Genomic DNA, 20,811 nt, shown 5'->3' with positions numbered 1-20,811 from the left:
GCAAAATGCAGTCGGGAATACACCCGTGAGCAGTGATGCTATCGGCAGCGCAACGAACGCTCTGAATTCGTTGACCCATGTGGAAGCGGCGCGCTGGGGCCGGGATTTGAGTACGCTGTTGCGCATCACGCGTATGAATTTGCGGCACCCCTGGCAGGTCGCCTTCGCTATGGGCTCGACGGTCCTGGCGGCAATCCTCCAGTTGCTCATTCCCCAGCTTCTCGGCCGGGCCGTCGACCTGACCCAGACAGCCATCGGGGGCGGTGGCGCGGGGACTGCGGCAGGACAAGCGCTCTGGACCCCTGCTCTCCTGCTGCTCGCCGTCAGCGCGCTACGCGGCCTTTTCACGATGGCGCAGAACTATTTTGCCGAAGCCGTCGGGCATCATGTCGCGTACGAACTGCGGCTCGCCTACTACGACAAGATCCAGCGTCTCAGCTTTTCCTTTCACGACCGGGTCCATTCAGGCGATCTGATCACCATCGGAATGCTCGATCTCCAAGGCGTGCGGATGTATTTTTCCACCGCGCTCGTTCGCGTGCTCCTGCTCACCATGCTGATCGGGATCGGCGCCTACATGATGATCTCGACCGATCCCATGCTCGGCCTGGTCGCGCTGAGCTTCGTGCCTTTTGTCGCCTGGCGCTCATCGGCCACACAGCTTAGGCTGCGCGCCACCTGGCTCGACCTGCATGAGCGGCTTTCGGTACTAAGCCGCGTGATGGAGGAAAATCTCGCAGGCATCCGCGTGGTCCGCGCTTTTGCGGCTCAAGCCTATGAGATGCTGAAGTTCGACGGCGCTTCCAAGAACGCGCTCGACCTCGCCCACGACCGCGTTGACATCTACGTGCCCAGCACGTCGGCGATGACCTTGTCCTTCTTTTTCGCAATGGGATTGGTGCTCTGGATCGGTGGCAGCAAGCTCGTCGCTGGCGAGATCAGCGTCGGAACGGTGGCGACCTTCCTAACCTTCATGACAATCCTGCAAATGCCAGTCCGCCAGATCGGCCTCATGGTCAATGCCTTTGCCCGCGCTTCTAGCTGCGGTTCGCGGCTTTTCGGTCTCCTCGACCAGGAGATCACAATCAGGGATGCTCTCGAGGCCAGACCGCTCGAGATAAGCGACGGCACTCTGCGCTTCCACAATGTCTCGTTTGCTTACCCCAGCGCCGAAACCCGCGCCATTTTGAAGAACCTCAGCTTTGAGGCCCGTAGAGGCGAGACGATCGCGATCGTCGGTCCGCCGGGTTCGGGCAAATCGACGATGGCTCATCTGGTCCCTCGCTTTTACGACGTGACCGGTGGCGCCATCACGCTGGACGGCCAGGACATACGCAATGTCACCCTCGCGACGCTTCGCAAGGCGGTCGCCGTCGTACAGCAGGATGCATTCCTATTCACCACCACGATCGAGAACAACATCGCTTATGGCGATCCCTGGGCGAAGAGACAGCGAATAGAACGCGCTGGCGAATTCGCCCAGCTCCACAACTACATCCTCGGGCTCCCAGCAGGCTACGAGACGGTCGTGGGCGAACGCGGCGTCTCTCTCTCTGGCGGCCAGCGCCAGCGTCTCACGATTGCTCGCACCATGATGCTGCGCCCCTCCGTCGTCGTTTTCGACGACTCAACGGCCGCGATCGATGCCGGCACCGAGCAGCGCATCCGCGCGGCGATGCGGCGCTTCGCCAAGGATCGGGTGACGATCATCATCGCGCACCGGCTGAGTGCGCTTATGCATGCCGATCAGATCCTTTTTGTCGATAACGGCGAAATCGTAGAACGCGGCACGCATCAAGAGCTTTTGGCGAAGCGGGGACGCTACAGGGCCCTTTACGATCTCCAGACGCGCCCGGGTGATGACAATATGACCCAGTATGGGGGCGCCCGCTGATGGCGCAGGGCCGCGCCGGCGAAGTCGAAGCCGAACGTGACGACGGCAGACGCCCTCCGCGCGCGGTTGTCGGCTCGCACCGCATCGAGGAGGAGATGTTCGGCCGGGCTTTCGACAAGAGCATCCTCCGGCGCATCTGGGCTTTCGTCCGTCCCTATCGGGCCAGGGTAGTCATCACGATTGCAGCAATGCTGATCTTTACCGGGACGCAGCTTCTCATCCCGTTGATCATCCGCTACGCGCTCGACCAGGGCATGAACCCGGCAAGGACCGATCGCTCAGCCCAGCTCGCGGCCGTCGGCGCGTTCGTTTTGGCGATTTTGGTCAATTTCGCTGCCGGCTACATGCAGGAAACCGTGGTTGGGAAAGTGGCCGAAACTGTCCTGTTCGACATCCGCCGCGCCATGTTTGGCCATCTGCAGAAGGTTTCGCTCTCCTTCATGGACAAGACCGAGGTCGGACGCCTCATGTCGCGCCTGCAAGGCGACGTCAACTCCATACAGGAATTCCTCGAAACCTCGGTATATTCCGTAGGCGATGTTGCGCTTCTCTTCGGCATCGTTTTCGTAATGCTGTGGCTCGACTTCCGCCTCGGCCTCCTGACGCTCTCGGTTCTGCCGGTCCTGGTGATCGTCCGCATTGTCTGGCTGCCGCGTGCCCGCGACGCCTTCATGGCCGCACACGAGACTAATTCAGTCGTCAACGGCGCGCTGGCCGAAGCCATTCACGGCGTGCGCACCGTCCAGTCAATGGACCGCCAGCAGGTGAATTTCATCCTTTTTGACGACAAGGCCCATGCCAACCTCAGGACCCACCTGATCGCTGCCAAATATGCACTGGTCATGGTGCCTATCGTCGATGGCCTCACCGGCCTCGCCATGGCCGCCGTTATTGTGGTCGGCGGCTCGATGGTCATGAATGGCCGCATAGATGTGGGCGTATTGGTTGCCTACCTATTTTACATCCAGCGCTTCTTTGACCCGATCCGCTCACTCACCCTGCAATATTCGGTCATGCAGCGCGCCATGGCCTCAGGCAAGCGCCTGACCGATGTGCTCGACGTCAAGATCGATGTTCAGGACAAACCCAATGCCGAGGTGCTTTCGCCCGAAATGGACGGCTCGGTCGAGTTCAGGGACGTCACCTTCGGCTACAATCCGAACCGTTCGGTGCTGAAAAATGTCTCCTTCCGGGTCAATCCCGGCGAGACGGTCGCACTGGTCGGGCCGAGCGGTTCTGGCAAATCGAGTGCGATGGCCCTGGTCCACCGCTTCTATGATGTTCAGCAGGGCCAAGTTCTGGTCGGCGGATATGATGTGCGCGATCTCACCCAGGAATCGCTCGGCCGCCAGGTCGCCATGGTGCTGCAGGAGCCATTCCTGTTCACCGGGACGGTCTTCGAGAACATTCGATACCACAAGACAGAGGCCACGCGAGACAAGGTGATGGAGGCGGCCAAGGCGGTCGGCGCCCACGACTTCATCATGAGCCTCGCCGATGGGTATGAGACCCAACTTGGCGAACGCGGCGACAACTTATCTCTCGGCCAGCGCCAGCTCATCAGTTTCGCTCGCGCCCTCGTCGCCGACGCCAAGATCCTCGTGCTCGACGAAGCTACCGCCAACATCGACAGCTACACGGAAATGCAGATTCAGAAGGCTCTGATAAAGCTGCTTGAAGGGCGCACTGGCCTCGTCATCGCCCACCGTCTTGCCACGATCCGGGGTGCCGACCGCATCATCGTGCTTCAGAATGGCCAAGTTATTGCGACTGGCAACCACGATCAGCTAATAGCCATGGGGGGTCTGTATTCCAAACTCTACAATCTCAACTACGCCTCCTTTGACGATATTCCAGAACACGATACGACCGTACAAGCCGGCTCCCAGACCTGACGTCTTGGCGGCCTTGTGGTACTGACATTGACTTCGGGCGTGCCGGCGGACACTCAGGCCGCCGCAGACGAGGAAGCAGGCAGCATTCATGCAAAGCACTCGCGCGGATCGTGAAGACCGGCTGCGAACGATTCCCTCCAGCGTCGTTATCCGACCGCGGTGCACGCCGCGACATCGGGCGAACTCGCTCCAGGTGGTGTCGCTCGGCGTAGCAAAGCCGCTCGCGAGCGCGCCCTCAACAGCGCCGTAGCGAGTGACGGCTTTGCTACCGCCGAGCCGCTGATGAAGCTGGATGCGGGAGCCGCCACCGGCGCCGCCCCGGTCGAGAAGAACCTCTTGCGGCGGGCTATGGGCAACGACTAGCGCGAGCGCGACGAGCAGATGCGTGCCGGCATCGTGACGCGCTCGGCCATCATCTCCTTAGGATCGTGCAGTCTCACACCGTGCCCAGATGCCGGCCAACGCACAAACCTGGTAATCTGTGCCGCCGGCTCGTCGTCAGTTTGGCCTCCCTCACGATTTCCCAATCCCCACCACGTGCACGCTCGAGCAATGTGAGGGAGCGCAGTTACAACGATTTACCTTCGGATCAGACCGCGAATTTCATGGTCAGCCAAGTCGAGCCATGATTTCGGATTGAATGGTCGTCGCGGTGTACAGGGAAGCATCTAGCGGCAGATTCCCAAATGCCAGTTGACAAAGAAGGTAGTTAGCACCTGCCTCTTCCAACTGACTGAGCAGAGCTTCTCGCACAGACGCTGCTGATCCTACCACGCACAATTCACTCTCGACTGCCGCATCGAAGGTCAGCGGCAGGTTGGGTGGAGTGGGGATAGCGTTAAGCTCGTAAAGGAATTGGAAGCTCTTGAGCCATCTTTCGTAAGCAGGTGCCGCGAGCGAATAGGCATGTGTGTCACAACGCCCAACCACGACCATGCGGAGCAATCCCATAAATGGCGCTCGATCGCCCGCGCCAGTGTTGTCCTCTTGATAGGCGCGGAACGCATCAGTAGTTTTGCGAACAGAAGAGGAAGGTCCTACACACGCGATATTTGCTCCATTCGCAGCGGCCCAGGCTGCGGACTCGGGTCGATTGGCGGCGACCCATGTCGGCGGATGTGGACGCTGATGAGGTCTTAGCGTCAAAGGAACGTCATTGAGCTCAAAATGGCGGCCTTGATAGCACAGCGTGCCAACCTTCATGGCATTAACAAGTATTTCAACAAGAATTTCGCTGGCTTCCGCATAGCGGCCCGGCACCGCGTCCGCACCAATCCCGAAGTAACCCAATTCGATCGGGAGAGCACCGCGCCCTATGCCCAGTTCGAGCCTGCCACCGCTCAACTGGTCCAGCATACAGATCTCTTCGAACGCACGCAGCGGATGATAAAGCGCAAGCAGCATAACCAAGGGTCCGAGACGCAGGCGCCGGGTGCGCTGGGCGACGCTCGATAAGAACAGATTCGGCGATGGACCTCTCCCATGGGGGGTACAGTGGTGCTCTGCGAGATGATAGGCATAGAACCCTAGCTGATCGCACGCCTCTGCTAATATCAGCCGATCTTCGTACTGCCGGGCGATATCGAGGCCGTCCTCGTCCAGATGATCGAAGATGCCGAAGGCTAGGTTTGAAGGAAAGACGTTTGTCACTCGATATTGTCCCCGATTTTAAAGAAAAATGTTGTCGTGCTTGGGTGACCAAGCAAGTCTAAAGATAGCAATGTGTGATATCGGATTAGCGTCAGCGTACCGAACGAGCAGAGCCTGACGCTCCCCTGCCTGTGGTGCTTGGTATGCTTAAGCTTCCAAGTATATCGCGAGCGGCAGCAAGAAATGCATCCAATTGCTCTTTTGTGCCGATGCTGACGCGGATGCAATGTTCCAAACCATTGTCCGGAAAGTAGGCAACGAGTATCTTTTGCCTTTCCAAGGCTGCTTGCCACCATGAGCCGTCCTGTCCCGCTGGCACACGGGCTAGCAAGAAATTTGCGTGGGAGGGCGTTACGGAAAATCCAAGTTGCGACAGTGCGGCTGTCACTCGCTGTCGTTCATGTCTGATGTGCTTGTGGTTCTCTGCGTAGGCGCCGCGATGCGCAAGCACGCTGATACCAACCGCATGCCCGATCACGTTCATGTTGAAGACGTTCTGGATGTTGCGCAGCCTGCCAATAATCTCAGGGTGACCGAAACCGAAACCGACGCGAATGCCGGCGGCGGCATAGCTCTTCGAAAATGTTCTCAAGATCAGAAGGTTCGAATAACGGTTGATGAGGCGCAGCCCGTGATCGGGTGCAAAGTCGACATAGGCCTCATCAAGGACGACCAGGCGATCCGATTGTGCCACGAGGCGTTCGATATTGCTTATCGAGAGGAATGTTCCGGTCGGATTGTTTGGATTGGCCACCAGAATGAACTTGGCGTCTTTTGCCGGACCGGAAAGCAATTGCTCCATTGGCAGCGAATGAGTTTGACATCCGATCTCGAGAAACTCAGCACCATGCAACATGGCAAGTTTGCGGTTGAACGAAAACCCTGGCGATATCATCGCCACCTTGTCGCCAGGGGCGAGGAAAGCTCTGTAGATGAGTCCGAGCAGTTCAGACGACCCGTTGCCTGCGATGACCTGATCCGTGGATACCCCATAGGTATTGGACGCTGCTTCCCTCAAGCTGATGTTATCGTCGTCCGGATACAGATACTGGCGATTGAGGGCCGCCACTGCACTTTGCATTATGATTGGCGGCAACGGAAACGGGTTCTCATTCGTATTCAGCTTGACAAAACTTCTGTCCGGCGCTGGTCCGTTGGACGGCAGAGCATCTAACTGTCGCGTCCCTTGCGGAAGAGACGAAAGCACAGCTTGCAGTTTTGCATCGGACATATTTTATCTCCGTTTCAGTCGCACAGGGCATCCGTATGAGCTCGCAACGAGAGCAACATGGCGGACGGATTGACGATGGCAGCGTCGCCTTTCACAAGATGGTCGCAACGCCGGCTGCCACGGGATTTCGGCCAGGCTGTCCTCGGTCGGATCGACTTGACGCGGACGCGGATCTGCATCCCTGCGCGGGCCAAGCCGCTAAGCGGTCTCAGCTAATCCGCCTGAGTCATGCTTTCACAGACGCTTGACCTCGATGCCGTATTTCCTCAGCACGTAGCCAATCTGGCGCGGGGTCAGTCCAAGCAGGCGCGCCGCCTTTGCCTGCACCCAGCCACATCTTTCCATGGCAGCAATGACGCGCTCGGCGTCGGTGGTCCTCGCGCCCAATGAGTGGGTTGCTCCGGCAGGCGGGACTGTGGTGGCGGCCGAACGAGCGGCCGCATCCGGCGGCGTGGCCGGATTCACTGCCTCTGGGAGGATTGGCGCTGGTTGCAGCGCGGCCTTGCCCGATCTGCTCTTCCGCAGCGCCTCGGCAAAGCATTGGTCGTGGGAGCACGCAAAGTCGTTTCTCCCGATTGATCGTCCCTCCGCCAGGATCGCTGTCCGGTGCACGCAATTTTCAAGCTCGCGAATGTTGCCGGGAAATTCACATTTCATCAGTACTTCAATCGCACGCGGATCGAAGGTCAGCGTACGGCCGTTCTCATCGTTGAAATTCTTGAGAAACTCAGCTGCGAGGAGCGGAATATCGCTGCGCCTTTGGCGTAACGCCGGCACCAGCAAGGGAACCACGTTGATGCGATAATATAGGTCGGCGCGGAACTCATTCCTTGCAACCGCCTCTTCAAGGTTCCTGTTCGTGGCGGCAATCACGCGAACGTCGACCTTGATGGTCTGGTTGCTGCCGACGCGCTCAAACTCCTGCTCCTGCAGCACGCGCAATAGCTTTGCCTGGAAGGAGGCCGAGATCTCGCCGATCTCATCCAGAAACAACGTCCCCTTGTCGGCGAGCTCAAAGCGACCCTTGCGGGAATTGAACGCGCTTGTGAAGGCACCCTTCTCATGACCGAACAATTCGGATTCCAGGACTGTCTCTGGCAGCGCTGCACAATTGAGTTTGATGAAGGGCCGCTTGGCGCGCGGCGACAACTCGTGAATTGCCTTCGCGACCAGCTCCTTCCCGGTACCGGATTCGCCTCGCAACAGAACCGTGGTCTTTGCCTTAGCTACCACTGCGATCTTCTCGAGCAGCGCGCTTAGCGCCGGACTGTCGCCAATCATTCCCTTGACCTGAACCTTCTTGCGCTGCGGTGCAGGGTGCTTGACATCAGAGAATTGCGTTTGCAGCCGATCTTCCACCTCCGTCGGTCGTTCGCGGTCGCCCGCGGAGAAGCGGTGCAACTTGACTGTCTGTCCCACCATGTTGGCGATCATGGTGAGCAGCCGGACATCATAATCGAGCCGATACGTTGACCTGCTGTCCAAGGCGCGGTCGATAGTCAGCGTGCCTACGGCGTTCCCATCAACACGAATGGGAACGCCGATGAACGACACGGGGTCGGAGGCCCCAAGCACCTCTATGTCAGCGGCAGTGAAGGCCGAATGCACCGCTATGTTCTCGGCGACGAGCGGCGTGTCCGTCGTCACAATCCGATCGATTGCCTCGCGCGGCAGACGCATCCGGGAGCGCTCATCGCTGTTCTCGTCGCAGCCGGTGACTACGGTGATGTCCAGTATGCCCTCAGCGTCGAAGAGAGCGATGATGCCGTGCCGCATCTGCACAAACGAGGGCAGGAGATCGACGACCTTGGCCAACGTGACTTCGAGCCGGGCGGGGTCGGTGAGTACTTTCGATATTTCGAAGATGCCGGTAAGCGCGCGCTCGTGCGATGGCACAAAAGGGACCGCGGTGTTCGTCTCGGACTTTGGGTAAGCCCTTTTCGCATCCGGAAGCGAAATGCGGCACTCGCTGGCATTTTGTTCTGATTTGGGAATGTTGTGGTGCATATGATCCTCGATCTCGCGCCATGAAATGCATGCCGGCGGCATGTGCGCCCGCGACGTCGCGGGCAAGCGCGAAAATGCTCTGACGTGAACTCGTGCCACCGCCGTGTGGTCGAGTGCAAAGCGGGTCGACCCCTGACGCATCGCTTGGCTCTCCCTCCACGAAGCTTGGCCACGTTCTCGGCTTGCACGGGGGCAACCACACGTTGATTTTCAAAAGACTGGAGCGAGGCGGGATAGTCAATCGAGCTTTCTTTCATTCGTGAAAGGAAACCTCGCGGCCTATGATAGAATTCATCAGTTCTAATTTTTGTCGGCGATGTTGAACGACAGAAATACGGCGCCGGCGATGCGGTGCCCGAGCGGCTGACCGCGCCGAGTTGCCGGGCCGTGCCAGTCACCAGCGCCTGCGAACCAGGGGCGGGAGCGATAATCACTGCCGACGACACTGGTCGGTCGCGGCAACCGCCATTTCCTCGATATTGATGACGGAGATAAGGCGGCGGCATCGCGTGTGAAGGCGCGAAGCTGGCGGTCGAGCGCGGCTTTTTCGGCGGTGCTCGGAACTTCTGAACCGCATCGTCGCGGTCAGCACCAGCGGCGTGATCCCTACGTCTCGACGTCGCTTTCAAGCTGTCGCTGCAGCGGCAGCGCGGCAAAGAACACGGCAATTCTCCGCTCTGGTGCCAGCGATGCGGCCCTTCCCAAAGTCGGCAAACCGAGGAGCCCACCACGATGTGCAGCAAAACCGCAAGCCAGAGAGATCGACCGGCAATCTGCCGGAGAACATCAAACGCGTGCTGGACGGCGGCCTTGTCATTCCCGTCTTGTGCCACCGCATTCATCCCATCATTGGCGAGCCAACGTCAGTTCAGGTCATGCGGATCCATTTGGCATGGGTATTGCGGCGGCGTTGGTGCAGCGTTCGACCGGAGCGCCGCGATAGGGAGAAGCCCGGGAGAAGTCACGCCACCTCGATCCGGTCAGGGAGAGAGAAACAGTGTCAGCTGCACAAGTCCGCGGCGCGAGTCCCGCGCCCCGCAAACCCTTCTATGCCAAGCTTTACGCGCAGGTGCTTGCCGCCATCGCCCTCGGCGTCGCAATTGGCTATTTCTATCCGGGGACCGGCGAGAGCCTGAAGCCGCTGGGTGATGCCTTCATCAAGCTGGTCAAGATGATCATCGCGCCTGTCATCTTCCTGACAATTGCGACCGGCATTGCCGGCATGAACGATCTTCACAAGGTCGGCCGGGTCGCCGGCAAGGCAATGGTCTATTTCCTCACCTTCTCGACGCTGGCGCTGATCGTCGGCCTCATCGTCGCCAATGTCGTCCAGCCTGGCGCCGGCCTCAACATCGATCCGGCCTCGCTCGATGTCCAGGCCGTGAATACCTATGCCGCAAAGGCCCACGAGCAGTCGGTCACCGGCTTCCTGATGAACATCATCCCGCCAACGATTGTCGGTGCCTTCGCGGAAGGCGACATCCTGCAGGTGCTGTTCTTCTCGGTTCTGTTCGGCATGGCGCTCGCGATGGCCGGAGAGACGGGCAAGCCTGTCGTTTCCTTCCTTCAGGCGCTCATCGCGCCTGTCTTCAAGCTCGTCGGCATTCTGATGAAAGCCGCGCCGATCGGCGCTTTCGGCGCAATGGCCTTCACCATCGGTAGATATGGCATCGGTTCGGTCGTCAACCTCGCGATGCTGGTCGCGACGTTTTATTTCACCGCCTTCCTCTTCGTGTTCGGGGTTCTCGGCGCGGTCTGCCGCTACAACGGCTTTTCGATCTGTTCTCTTATTCGCTACATCAAGGAAGAGCTGCTGCTTGTCCTCGCAACGTCCTCCTCGGAGGCCGCGCTCCCCTCGCTCATGCAGAAGATGGAGAAGGCGGGCGCCAGGCGTTCGGTTGTGGGTCTCGTCATCCCGGCCGGATATTCGTTCAATCTGGACGGCACGAATATCTACATGACCCTGGCGGCCCTCTTCATCGCGCAGGCGACGAACACGGATCTGTCAATCGGCGATCAGGTGCTGCTGCTGCTCGTTGCGATGCTTTCCTCCAAGGGCGCTGCAGGTGTGACAGGTGCGGGCTTCATCACCCTGGCTGCTACGCTCGCCGTAGTTCCGAGTGTTCCCGTTGCTGGGATGGCACTGATACTCGGCATCGACCGCTTCATGTCCGAATGCCGGGCGCTGACGAATTGCGTCGGCAACGCAGTGGCATCCCTCGTCGTTGCCCGCTGGGAAGGAGAATTGGACCGAGCGCAGATGAAAGCCGCCTTCTGCGGTCATCAGCTTGCCGAGGCATCAAACCGGCTATCCTCCGCCGAGTAAGGTCGACGCACCGCGACCGGTTTCGCCAAGCTGGTCACATGACCTGAACGATCGACTCGCAGGCTCTAAACGGCGCCTCACGGACCATGTATCAGAAGCGCAATATGTGTGAGTGCAAATCATCGCCGCCCTAAGCGAATGAACCTTCCGTTATACCCGGCCGGTCTACATCTGGAGTAGTCCAATACGCTGTCGATCATTCAGTATGCGGGCGTCTCCACTTTGCCCACCCGAAACCATTGTCGAATCGCGCTAGGTGACAGAGAGCCAGCCTGCGTCAAAAACCAATCAGAATAGGATCCATGACCAAGCGCCCCACAATTGCCGATCTCGCCCGCGAAGCCCGAGTCAGCGTAGCAACGGTCGATCGGGTTCTGAACGCCCGCCATCCGGTGCGCGAGGAGACCGCGCGGCGGGTCCACGACGCCGCCCACGCGATCGGCTATCATGCTGCCGGGCTCATCAAGCAGCGCTTGCGGCGAGACCTACCGTGCTACCGTCTGGGCTTCATCTTGAGAAAACCGGCCCAGCATTTCTACCAAGACTTTGCGCGCGAGGTCGAAGCGTCGGTCAATTTGGCCCAGTCCTTCCACGGCATTCCGCTCATCCAATTCGCCCCGTCACATATGCCGAGCGACCTAATCGCACCGCTCAAGGATTTGGGCGCACGCTGCCATGCGATCGCGATGGTGGCACCGGACCACCCGAAAATTACAGCAGCGGTTGAGGACCTCAAGGCCAAAGGCATTCCGGTTTTCTCGCTGCTTTCCGACTTCGCCGCCGGCGTGCGACAGGGCTATATCGGCCTCAACAACCGCAAGGTGGGGCGCACGGCCGCTTGGATGGTGTCCAAGGTCGCAAAACGGCCCGGCAAGGTGGCGGTGTTTGTCGGCAGCCATCGTTTCCAGGGGCACGAGCTCCGTGACGTCGGCTTTCGCTCCTATTGCCGTGAGAACGCGCCGACGTTCGAGGTGCTCGATCCGCTTGTGAACCTGGAGAAACGGCAGGTCACCTACGAGGCAACGCTTGATCTCATGCAGCGGGAACCCGAGCTCGTCGGCTTCTATGTCGCCGGCGGCGGCATGGAGGGCGCCATCTCCGCGGTCCGGGAAGAGGGTAAAAGTCGCGATCTCGTCGCGATCGTGAATGAAATCACGCCGGAATCTCGGGCGGCACTCGCAGATAACATCATCACGATGGCGGTCGCCACGCCAATGCGCCGGCTTTCCCAGGAGCTGATAACGCTGATGACGCGGGCTATCGAGACCGGCACTGCTGAAACACCAGGACAGACATTTCTGCCGTTCGACATCCATCTGCCGGAAAATATATGAAGCTGATGGATTCTATCGTAAGCGGGGAGTTTCCTTTCATAAATGAGAGAAAGTTGATTGATGATCCGATCCACGCGGGGTAGCCGCACCCCACAGGCCTCAGCCGCGGCCCAGGATGAAAGCGCCGATTGAGTGAACGGATCGGCCGCGCGTTCAGGCGGAAGCGCGAGGTAAATTCCCTGCATCCGCAGCGTCGACCTCGACCGGCTTCATTGCCAACATCTCGACGTTGTCGGTGCAGGGCGGTGTCGTCAAGGATGCCTCACGCCAGTAGCCGAGCGAGGCCGGCACAGTCCATTGGGATCGACCTCGTCGACCGCCATCTCCTCGCCTGGCCGCGCGTGAAAAGCCGCGGCAAGGCCGGCAAGGTTGGCATTTGAGTGGGGCTAAACATCTTCTGGGACTTCGCACGCGAAATCGGAGGCGGCAGTCAACTCAGCACCAACCGGGCATGTGTTCTGCTCGTTCCTGGCCCTCGTACTCAGCAAGGAACTGCGCCGCTCTGCCCCGAATGGCAACCGCTCCTCCGCGACCGCCTCCAGGAGCCACCGTCGAAAAGGATGGTCGCGTCGTCACCACCACGTCACGGCAAAAGTGGGCAACGTCTTGAAGGCAGCTGGCATCGCTCTGCGACACACCTCGACAAACAACTCGCCTGAGATCACCCCCAAAAAGGTAGTGGTAACACGCGCCGGCGCGCGCCTAACATGCTGATTAATGACATTATTCTTACAGCCGGTGTTTAAGTGGGGCTAAATCTCTTCTGGGACTTCGCACGCGAAATCGGAGGCGGCAGTCAATTCGGTACCAACAACGGCAAGGTCGGATCCGGCGTGCCCGAGACGCTCAATAATTTCAAGCAAAGGCGCCAGGCGAGATGCCTCCTGCAACATCATTTCCCGCATCCACAGGCTTGCCGGATCAGTATTGTGAAGCGCAGGCCATTGGACGGCCTCCGTGAATGCGGGATGAGGAAGTGGCGGCGGAAGTCCGACAATCCGCAGGGGTGTTGTTTTTGCGAAATGCTGCGCCAGCCGTAAGGGCATGGTCCCGATGCGGTTGGTGCCTGATACAACGGGCGGGATCATGCTAAAGCCCTGTACGACGACCTCGATACGTCTCTCGAAACCGTGCTCGAGCAAATACCATTCCTCCATGGTGGGCTGCCGGGTGTGCCTGAATCTGAGCACAACATGCCCCATGGACAAGTATCGCTCGAATGTAAGTGGCTCTGACAGCTGCTTGTTCGTGCCGCAGCCTACGCATACGAGCATATCTTCGAACAGGGCTGCGCGAGGATGTTTCGACATGAACACTTCCGGCATAATCAGAAAATGAACGTCGCCGCGCCGGAGAAGCTCCTCGGGGTCGTCGGAAATAGGCAGACATTCGAAGCGGACGGCGGGAGCTTCCCGCGCAGCACGCTCTACGATCTTCTTAAAAAATACGAGCGTGAGGTAATCGGAAAGCATGATTCGGAAGAGACGATCCGATTGGGCTGGGTTAAAGGCGTCCCAGGAAATAATCGATAGCTGGATGTGCAGCAATGCGTCCCGGACTGCTGGGGCGAGCCCCTCCGCGCGCGGTGTCAAAATGAGCTCGCGGCCGTTCATCGCAAATAGCTCATCGCTGAAATAGGCGCGTAACCGAGCGACGGCGGCGCTCATGGCCGGCTGGCTCAGGTTAATACTGTTGGCCGCGGCAGTGACTTTACGCTCCCTGATCAGAGCGTCCAGCACAACGAGGAGATTCAGATCCAGCCCCTTAAACCGCATATCCTGATCTATCCAGCGTGTGGATGGGCATCATCTAAACAATCAATTTTACGAATTTACGAACCATGCATTAGAGGAACGTAAATGACCGACGTCAAGCTCAAATCGACGGCGCCGCGACACGGGCGGGAACATCGAGAGAGCTCATTGGCGAGCCCCACCGGCTGGCTCACCTTCGCTAACGACAACGGTTGAGTGCAGCCAACAACGCCGCCGCTTTGGCCGGGTAATGCAGCCCGCAAGAAACTATTTTGAAGAGAGGTCCTGAATGCGCCCTCAGGTGCAGTGGAAATTGTGCTGGGAAAACGAGTTGCAGCTCTCGGACCACGTCGAGCTCGCCCAGTTCTTTCGTAATACCTACGGGCCGACTGGGGCGTCCAACGCAGAACCGTTCGAAGGTAGTCGAAGCTGGGCCGGAGCCAGGCCTGAACTCCGCGTAATCGCCTATGATTCGAGCGGTGTAGCGGCTCACATGGGCATACTGCGCCGTTTCATCAAGGTTGACGCGGTCGACCTGTTGGTGGCTGAGCTGGGCCTGTACGGGGTACGTCCGGATCTTGAGGGTCTCGGAATCGCCCATTCAATCCATGTCATGCTTCCAATACTGCAGGAGCTTGGCGTTCCATTCGCTTTCGGAACCGTCCGGGACGCGCTGCGGAATCATGTTGAGAGGTTCGGACGGCGATACAGCCCTTTGGCCGTTTTGTCGGGAATTCGCGTGCGCTCCACCCGACCAGAGGCGCGCCTCGACCTGCCGCCCACACGCATCGATGACGCACTCACCATTGTTCTGTCAGTTGGACGGCCGATCAGCGAATGGCCCAGGGGCACGATGATCGATCGGAACGGACCAGAGCTATGAGCCGTCCCGATTGCTTGTACGAAGTGCGCCGTGAGTGCTCTGACCGCACCGGCCGTCGCAGCGTTTATCTGACGTTTGACGACGGTCCCAATCCACTTTTCACACCGGAGATTCTGGATGTGTTGGCAGAGCAGCGGGTGCCGGCGACTTTCTTCGTCATCGGCGCCTACGCCTTAGAGCACCCGGATCTAATCCAACGAATGTTTGCAGAAGGGCACGAGCTAGGCAACCACACGATGACTCATCCGGATCTGTACAAATGCGGCTTCGGCGAAGTGCAACGTGAGATCTTTGAAGCGAACGGCGCCATCATGAGGGCGTGCCCTCAGGCCTCGGTGCGCTATATTCGCGCGCCCTATGGCGCCTGGAGCGAAGAAGTCTTCACAGCGTCACAGATCGCCGGGCTGACGGCCCTCCATTGGTCCGTCGACCCACGAGATTGGTCTCGCCCTGGGGTCGACGCGATTATCGATACCGTGCTCGCCTCTGTCCGGCCGGGCGCAATCGTACTCTTGCACGACGGATGCCCTCCCGGCGAGTTGAGCCAGGGCGCTCACGCCGGTCTGCGCGACCAGACGGTCACGGCGCTGTCCCGTCTGATTCCAGCACTGCATGAGCGCGGATTTGTAATCCGCTCACTTCCTCAACATCACTGAACAAACGAGATCCCATGACTCTTCTTGGTACAACCAGCACTGTGGCCATTTCGCTTTATGCACTGCTCTCGACTGCTTATAAGAGCATGCAGGGGATTTATGCTCTGCCGACAAACGACTCATCGGCGTTGAAGGATCTCGTCGGCTCCGATCAACTGCCCAGCGTGGATGTCATCGTCCCCTGCTTCAACGAGGATCCGCGCACGCTTTCAGAGTGCCTGGCTTCCATTGCAGACCAAGAATACGCCGGAAGACTTCGGGTCTATGTGGTTGATGACGGTTCTGGAAATCGCGAAGCCGTAGGAACTGTCCACGAAACCTACGCGCGCGACCCTAGGTTCGACATCATTTTGCTTCCCGAGAATGTTGGAAAGCGCAAGGCGCAGATCGCCGCGATACGCCGCTCATCCGGGGATTTGGTGCTTAACGTTGATTCAGACACGATACTCGCGTCCGACGTCATTACCAAGCTTGTACCGAAGATGCGAGATCCAGCGGTCGGCGCAGTCATGGGTCAGTTGATTGCCAGTAACCGGAGCGAGAGCTGGCTGACAAGGCTGATAGACATGGAGTACTGGCTGGCTTGCAACGAGGAGCGCGCGGCACAGGCTCGCTTCGGTGCCGTTATGTGCTGTTGCGGCCCATGTGCCATGTACCGCCGATCTGCGCTCCTTTTGTTACTGGACCAGTACGAGTCGCAATTTTTTCGGGGCAAGCCAAGCGACTTCGGGGAGGATCGCCATCTCACTATCCTCATGCTGAAAGCAGGCTTTCGAACCGAGTACGTTCCGGGCGCCATCGCGGCCACAGTCGTTCCGAACAGACTCGGACCGTATCTGCGCCAACAACTCCGTTGGGCACGAAGCACATTCCGGGACACGCTGCTTGGGCTGCGCTTGCTGCCCGGCCTCAATAGCTATCTCACGTTGGACGTGGTCGGACAGAATCTCGGGCCGCTACTCCTCGCCCTATCGGTACTAACGGGCCTCGCACATTTCGCACTGACAGGCACTGTGCCTTGGTGGACAGGACTGATGATTGTGTCCATGACCATGCTCCGATGCAGCGTGGTCGCATTTCGTGCTCGACAGTTTCGATTTCTGGGCTTTTCCCTGCACACGTTCATCAACATCTTTCTCTTACTTCCCTTGAAGGCCTACGCGCTGTGTACATTGAGCAATAGCGATTGGCTGTCGCGAAGCTCTGCTGTCGCTACATCGAACACTGGGGGAAAACAGGCCCCCATCCAAACTCCGATCACTGGATCAAGCAGGGCAGAATTCTCACCGCATGCGGCTCCGCTTCGCAGGCTCAATCTTGCGCGGATTCTTCGGGATTAGCGCTTCGAGCAACATCTGCGGCGACGAGTGATCGCTAATTTCCTAGGTGGACGAGAGGTGGACGAGTTGACCCAGAACATGAATCATCAGTTGCTCGATCGGGAATTGGCCGCAGACGATCCGTGGCGCCTCGACGGCAATCCGTTCGAGCGGGAGCGCCACACGCAAATGCTCCAGCTGGCGCTTGCCCAAGGCTCCATTACAAATGCCCTCGAAGTCGGGTGCGCTGCCGGCGCATTCACGGAAAAACTGGCTCCCTACTGCCAAGGGCTCACCGTCATCGATGTCGTGGCGCAAGCGATTGCTCGAGCACGTCAACGGATAAAGGAGCCGTCGCGCATCAACTGGATAGTCTCCGATGTTCAACAGTTTTCGACCGGCGAGTTGTTTGACCTGATCGTTGTGGCGGAGGTCCTATACTACCTCGAAGACATAGCCGAGATGCGCGCGGCCGTCAAAAACCTGGTGCGGGTGCTTGCGCCAGGCGGGCATCTGATCTTCGGATCGGCAAGAGATGCTAATTGCCGTCGCTGGGGTCACGCCGCTGGTGCTGAGCCGGTCATCGCCATGCTGAACGAAACGTTGATCGAGGTAGAGCGTCTTGAGTGTCGGGGCGAGTCGGTCAACGAAGACTGCTTGCTCGTCCGTTTCCGGAACCCGCTTTCCGCTTCCTGATGAATCGAATCTATCGCCGTTAACGTGGAGACACTATGCGCATCTGTGGTACCAAGCTGACCCATGATGGGGCGATCGCCCTTGTCGAGGATGGACGGCTCGTCTTCTGCGTTGAGCAGGAAAAGCGGCACAACAATCCGCGTTATCAAACCATCGATAATCTCGACGCAATTGTCGCCGCTTTGGCGGAACAGGGGCTAAATCCTTGTGATGTCGATCAGTTCGTTATCGACGGCTGGGATGGCGAAGACGAGTCACAGTTTCAGGTCCGGCAGGCAACCAAGCAACTGCCAGTCTTGGCGTCCCTCTCGGTAAAATGAACCCATGTCCATGGTAGCGATCGATCTTACTGACGTAAGCAAAACTTATGACAAGCTCGTTGTCGACAGACTGTCGTTCCGCGTTGCGGCGGGGGAATGCTTCGGGCTCTTGGGACCGAACGGTGCGGGCAAAAGCACGATTGCGCGTATGGTCCTCGGCATGACATCGCCTGATGCGGGGAAGATTACTGTGCTCGGCGCTCCAGTGCCGACGCGCGCGCGTTTGGCACGTATGCGCATCGGCGTGGTCCCGCAGTTCGACAATCTTGATACCGCGTTCACTGTACGCGAGAACCTGTTGGTGTTCGGGCGCTACTTCCGGATGAGCAGACGCCAGATCGAAGCGGTCATACCATCGCTGCTTGAGTTCGCCCGCCTCGAGAACAAAGCGGATGCGCGCGTCGCCGAACTGTCCGGCGGCATGAAGCGGCGCCTGACGCTCGCGCGTGCGCTGGTCAATGACCCGCACTTGCTGGTGATGGACGAGCCGACCACCGGCCTCGATCCGCAGGCCCGCCACCTGATCTGGGAACGGCTGCGATCGCTGCTGGCGCGGGGCAAGACTATTCTTTTGACTACCCATTTCATGGAAGAGGCCGAGCGGCTGTGCGATCGGCTGTGCGTTATGGAGGAGGGGCGCAAGATCGCCGAAGGCCGCCCGTCCGCACTCATTGACGAGCAGATCGGCTGTGACGTGGTCGAGGTCTACGGCGGCAATCCGCATGAACTGGGTGCGCTGATCCGGCCGTACGCACAGCGCATCGAGGTGAGCGGTGAGACGCTTTTTTGCTATGCACCCGATCCGGAGCAGGTGCTGGTGCAGCTACGCGGGCGCGCGGGTCTACGCCTTCTGCAGCGTCCCCCCAATCTCGAGGATGTGTTTTTGCGGCTAACCGGGCGCGAGATGGAGGACTGAACAATGGGCGAACGTTATGCGGCGGCCATGCCCGCCAATGCGTGGAATTGGGTCGCGGTTTGGCGCCGCAACTATCTTGGATGGAAGAAAATCGGGCTTGCATCGGTTCTCGGAAACCTCGCCGATCCGATGATCTATCTGTTCGGTCTCGGCTTTGGCATCGGAACAATGATAGGTCCTGTTGAGGGCACTTCGTATATTGCGTTTCTCGCGGCTGGCATGGTTGCCACAAGCGCGATGGCATCGGCGACTGCTGAAACGGTTTACGGGAGTTTCGGCCGCATGGACAACCAGCGCACCTGGGAAGGAATGTTATGCACTCAGCTGACGCTCGGCGATATCTTACTCGGCGAATTGGCGTGGGCAGCCACCAAGGCCCTGATGGCGGGCACTGCAATCACTGTTGTTGCCACCACGCTCGGCTACACATCGTGGCCATCCATCCTCTGCTTGCTGCCAGTCATCGCTCTCAGTGGCCTCGCCTTCGCGAGTCTAGCGATGGTCGTCACGGCGCTTGCGCCCAGTTATGAATATTTCATATTTTACAATACGCTTGTTATAACACCCATGCTGTTCCTTTGCGGCGCGATGTTTCCGGTCAACCAATTGCCCAGCGCTTTTCAGGACGTCGCCTCCTTGTTGCCGCTCGCACATGCAATTGACCTCATTCGTCCGGCGATGCTTGGCCGTCCGGCCGGCAGCATGGGCCTGCATATCGGCGCGCTTTGCATATACACGGTTTTGCCGTTCTTCCTATCGGTTGCTCTATTTCGTCGTCGGCTGATGCGTTGACGCTACTCACCATTTAAAATTGATTCTTTGGGCGATACCCATCCACGCGTCGGATAGGTCAATACATGCGTTTTAAGGGACTCGATCTAAATCTCCTGGTTGTGCTGGACGCTTTGATCAGGGAGCGTAAAGTCACCGCCGCGGCCCGCAGTATTAACCTGAGTCAGCCGGCCATGAGCGCCGCCGTCGGTCGGTTACGCGCCTATTTCAGCGATGAGCTATTTACGATGAACGGCCGCGAACTCATTTTGACACCGCGCGCGGAGGGACTCGCCACAGCAGTCCGGGACGCATTGCTGCACATCCAGCTGTCGATTATTTCCTGGGACGCCTTTAACCCGGCCCGATCGGATCGTCGCTTCCGCATCATCCTTTCCGATTACCTCACGCTCGTATTTTTTAAGAAGATCGTAAAGCGTGCTGCGCGGGAAGCTCCCGCCGTCCGCTTCGAATGTCTGCTTATTTCCGACGACCCCGAGGAGCTTCTCCGGCGCGGCGACGTTGATTTTCTGATTATGCCGGAAGTGTTCATGTCGAAACATCCTCGCGCAGCCCTGTTCGAAGATATGCTCGTATGCGTAGGCTGCGGCACGAACAAGCAGCTGTCAGAGCCACTTACATTCGACCGATACTTGTCGATGGGGCAGGTTGTGCTTAAATTCGGGGACACCCGGCAGCCCTCAATCGAGGAATGGTATTTGCTCGAGAACGGTTTCGAGAGACGTATCGAGGTCGTCGTACAGGGCTTTAGCATGATCCCGCCCCTTCTATCAGGCACCAACCGCATCGGGACAATGCCCTTACGGCTGGCGCAGCATTTCGCAAAATTAACACCCCTGCGGATTGTCGAACTTCCGCCGCCACTTCCTGCCGCATTCACGGAGGCCGTCCAATGGCCTGCGCTTCACAATAATGATCCGGCAAGCCTATGGATGCGGGAAATGATGTTGCAGGAGGCATCTCGTATGATTACCCCGCCTAAGAGCACCGGACGTCTCAGTTGTCGGCCGACGACCCCTCGGTTATGAGAGGAGGCATGATGGGGTGGACGGCGCCCGACGGCATCGGATGTGCCAGAATGAGTTCGTTGAGATCTCAAACAAGGGAGCCGTCCGTGGAACACCTTATCCGTATTGGC

The 20,811-nt window shown here is 58.8% G+C and carries 16 protein-coding genes and 2 pseudogenes; 14 read left to right on the top strand and 4 right to left on the bottom strand.

Annotated features, from left to right (window positions below; all coding sequences use genetic code 11):
• Positions 1 to 25: 25 nt before the first annotated feature.
• The 3 genes from NKI18_RS25665 to NKI18_RS25655 all read left to right on the top strand — a co-directional run bounded on the left by NKI18_RS25665 (position 26) and on the right by NKI18_RS25655 (position 4,152).
• Positions 26 to 1,894 (top strand): ABC transporter ATP-binding protein, encoded by a 1,869-nt coding sequence (locus NKI18_RS25665; RefSeq protein WP_353020910.1) that lies wholly within the window; start codon positions 26 to 28, stop codon positions 1,892 to 1,894.
• Entirely contained in the window at positions 1,894 to 3,789 is a 1,896-nt protein-coding gene (locus NKI18_RS25660; RefSeq protein ID WP_352784640.1) for an ABC transporter ATP-binding protein, read from the top strand. Before NKI18_RS25665 ends, NKI18_RS25660 begins: the two co-directional genes overlap by 1 nt.
• A 159-nt stretch (positions 3,790 to 3,948) precedes the next feature.
• Entirely contained in the window at positions 3,949 to 4,152 is a 204-nt protein-coding gene (locus NKI18_RS25655; RefSeq protein WP_352457028.1) for a hypothetical protein, read from the top strand.
• A 246-nt stretch (positions 4,153 to 4,398) separates the two neighbouring features.
• Here NKI18_RS25655 and NKI18_RS25650 read toward each other — a convergent pair whose 3' ends face one another.
• The 3 genes from NKI18_RS25650 to nifA all read right to left on the bottom strand — a co-directional run bounded on the left by NKI18_RS25650 (position 4,399) and on the right by nifA (position 8,677).
• The gene (locus tag NKI18_RS25650) at positions 4,399 to 5,439 is read right to left on the bottom strand and encodes an LLM class flavin-dependent oxidoreductase (protein WP_353020907.1); all 1,041 of its coding nucleotides are present in this window, start codon (positions 5,437 to 5,439) and stop codon (positions 4,399 to 4,401) included.
• 91 nt (positions 5,440 to 5,530) lie between these two features.
• On the bottom strand, positions 5,531 to 6,670 hold the full coding sequence (hisC, locus tag NKI18_RS25645; protein ID WP_353020905.1) for a histidinol-phosphate transaminase: 1,140 nt from the start codon (positions 6,668 to 6,670) through the stop codon (positions 5,531 to 5,533).
• A gap of 234 nt (positions 6,671 to 6,904) precedes the next feature.
• Positions 6,905 to 8,677, bottom strand: a complete 1,773-nt coding sequence (nifA, locus tag NKI18_RS25640) for a nif-specific transcriptional activator NifA (RefSeq protein WP_353021029.1) — start codon at positions 8,675 to 8,677, stop codon at positions 6,905 to 6,907.
• Between the two features lie 997 nt (positions 8,678 to 9,674).
• Here nifA and NKI18_RS25635 point away from each other — a divergent pair.
• From NKI18_RS25635 to NKI18_RS33425, 3 genes and pseudogenes are all read left to right on the top strand, one after another.
• Complete coding sequence (locus tag NKI18_RS25635; RefSeq protein ID WP_023678259.1) at positions 9,675 to 11,003, top strand: dicarboxylate/amino acid:cation symporter; 1,329 nt, start codon at positions 9,675 to 9,677, stop codon at positions 11,001 to 11,003.
• Positions 11,004 to 11,305: 302 nt separating this feature from the next.
• Positions 11,306 to 12,337, top strand: a complete 1,032-nt coding sequence (locus tag NKI18_RS25630; protein WP_023678260.1) for a LacI family DNA-binding transcriptional regulator — start codon at positions 11,306 to 11,308, stop codon at positions 12,335 to 12,337.
• A 414-nt stretch (positions 12,338 to 12,751) separates the two neighbouring features.
• Positions 12,752 to 12,996: pseudogene (locus tag NKI18_RS33425) on the top strand (IS1634 family transposase); the annotation flags it as partial.
• Positions 12,997 to 13,089: 93 nt separating this feature from the next.
• On the opposite strand, the gene NKI18_RS25625 reads toward NKI18_RS33425, so the two are convergent.
• Complete coding sequence (locus NKI18_RS25625) at positions 13,090 to 14,112, bottom strand: LysR family transcriptional regulator (protein ID WP_352720827.1); 1,023 nt, start codon at positions 14,110 to 14,112, stop codon at positions 13,090 to 13,092.
• Between the two features lie 268 nt (positions 14,113 to 14,380).
• Between NKI18_RS25625 and NKI18_RS25620 the strand changes: the two genes are divergently transcribed.
• From NKI18_RS25620 to NKI18_RS25585, 8 genes and pseudogenes are all read left to right on the top strand, one after another.
• Positions 14,381 to 14,974: a NodA family N-acyltransferase gene (locus NKI18_RS25620; protein ID WP_353020901.1), complete on the top strand. Its 594-nt coding sequence runs from the start codon at positions 14,381 to 14,383 to the stop codon at positions 14,972 to 14,974.
• On the top strand, positions 14,971 to 15,630 hold the full coding sequence (gene nodB / locus NKI18_RS25615) for a chitooligosaccharide deacetylase NodB (protein ID WP_352720831.1): 660 nt from the start codon (positions 14,971 to 14,973) through the stop codon (positions 15,628 to 15,630). The genes NKI18_RS25620 and nodB overlap by 4 nt, the downstream gene beginning before the upstream one ends.
• Before the next feature lie 14 nt (positions 15,631 to 15,644).
• Positions 15,645 to 16,970 carry a chitooligosaccharide synthase NodC gene (nodC, locus tag NKI18_RS25610; RefSeq protein ID WP_352720834.1) on the top strand — a complete coding sequence of 442 codons (1,326 nt, stop codon included), beginning with the start codon at positions 15,645 to 15,647 and terminating at the stop codon, positions 16,968 to 16,970.
• A 78-nt stretch (positions 16,971 to 17,048) separates the two neighbouring features.
• Positions 17,049 to 17,645, top strand: a complete 597-nt coding sequence (gene nodS, locus NKI18_RS25605) for a nodulation methyltransferase NodS (RefSeq protein ID WP_352842597.1) — start codon at positions 17,049 to 17,051, stop codon at positions 17,643 to 17,645.
• 35 nt (positions 17,646 to 17,680) lie between these two features.
• Positions 17,681 to 17,914 (top strand): annotated as a pseudogene (locus NKI18_RS25600) (carbamoyltransferase N-terminal domain-containing protein); the annotation flags it as partial.
• Between the two features lie 55 nt (positions 17,915 to 17,969).
• Positions 17,970 to 18,881 (top strand): nodulation factor ABC transporter ATP-binding protein NodI, encoded by a 912-nt coding sequence (gene nodI, locus NKI18_RS25595; protein ID WP_353020896.1) that lies wholly within the window; start codon positions 17,970 to 17,972, stop codon positions 18,879 to 18,881.
• Between the two features lie 3 nt (positions 18,882 to 18,884).
• Positions 18,885 to 19,673, top strand: a complete 789-nt coding sequence (locus NKI18_RS25590) for an ABC transporter permease (protein ID WP_353020894.1) — start codon at positions 18,885 to 18,887, stop codon at positions 19,671 to 19,673.
• 65 nt (positions 19,674 to 19,738) lie between these two features.
• Positions 19,739 to 20,701 (top strand): LysR family transcriptional regulator, encoded by a 963-nt coding sequence (locus NKI18_RS25585; protein ID WP_352483784.1) that lies wholly within the window; start codon positions 19,739 to 19,741, stop codon positions 20,699 to 20,701.
• Positions 20,702 to 20,811 lie beyond the last annotated feature (110 nt).

This window comes from Mesorhizobium sp. M0800 (assembly GCF_040320095.1).
GTDB lineage: Bacteria > Pseudomonadota > Alphaproteobacteria > Rhizobiales > Rhizobiaceae > Mesorhizobium.
Note: the sequence above shows the minus strand (reverse complement) of the source record. Positions and strands in the feature narration are given on the sequence as shown.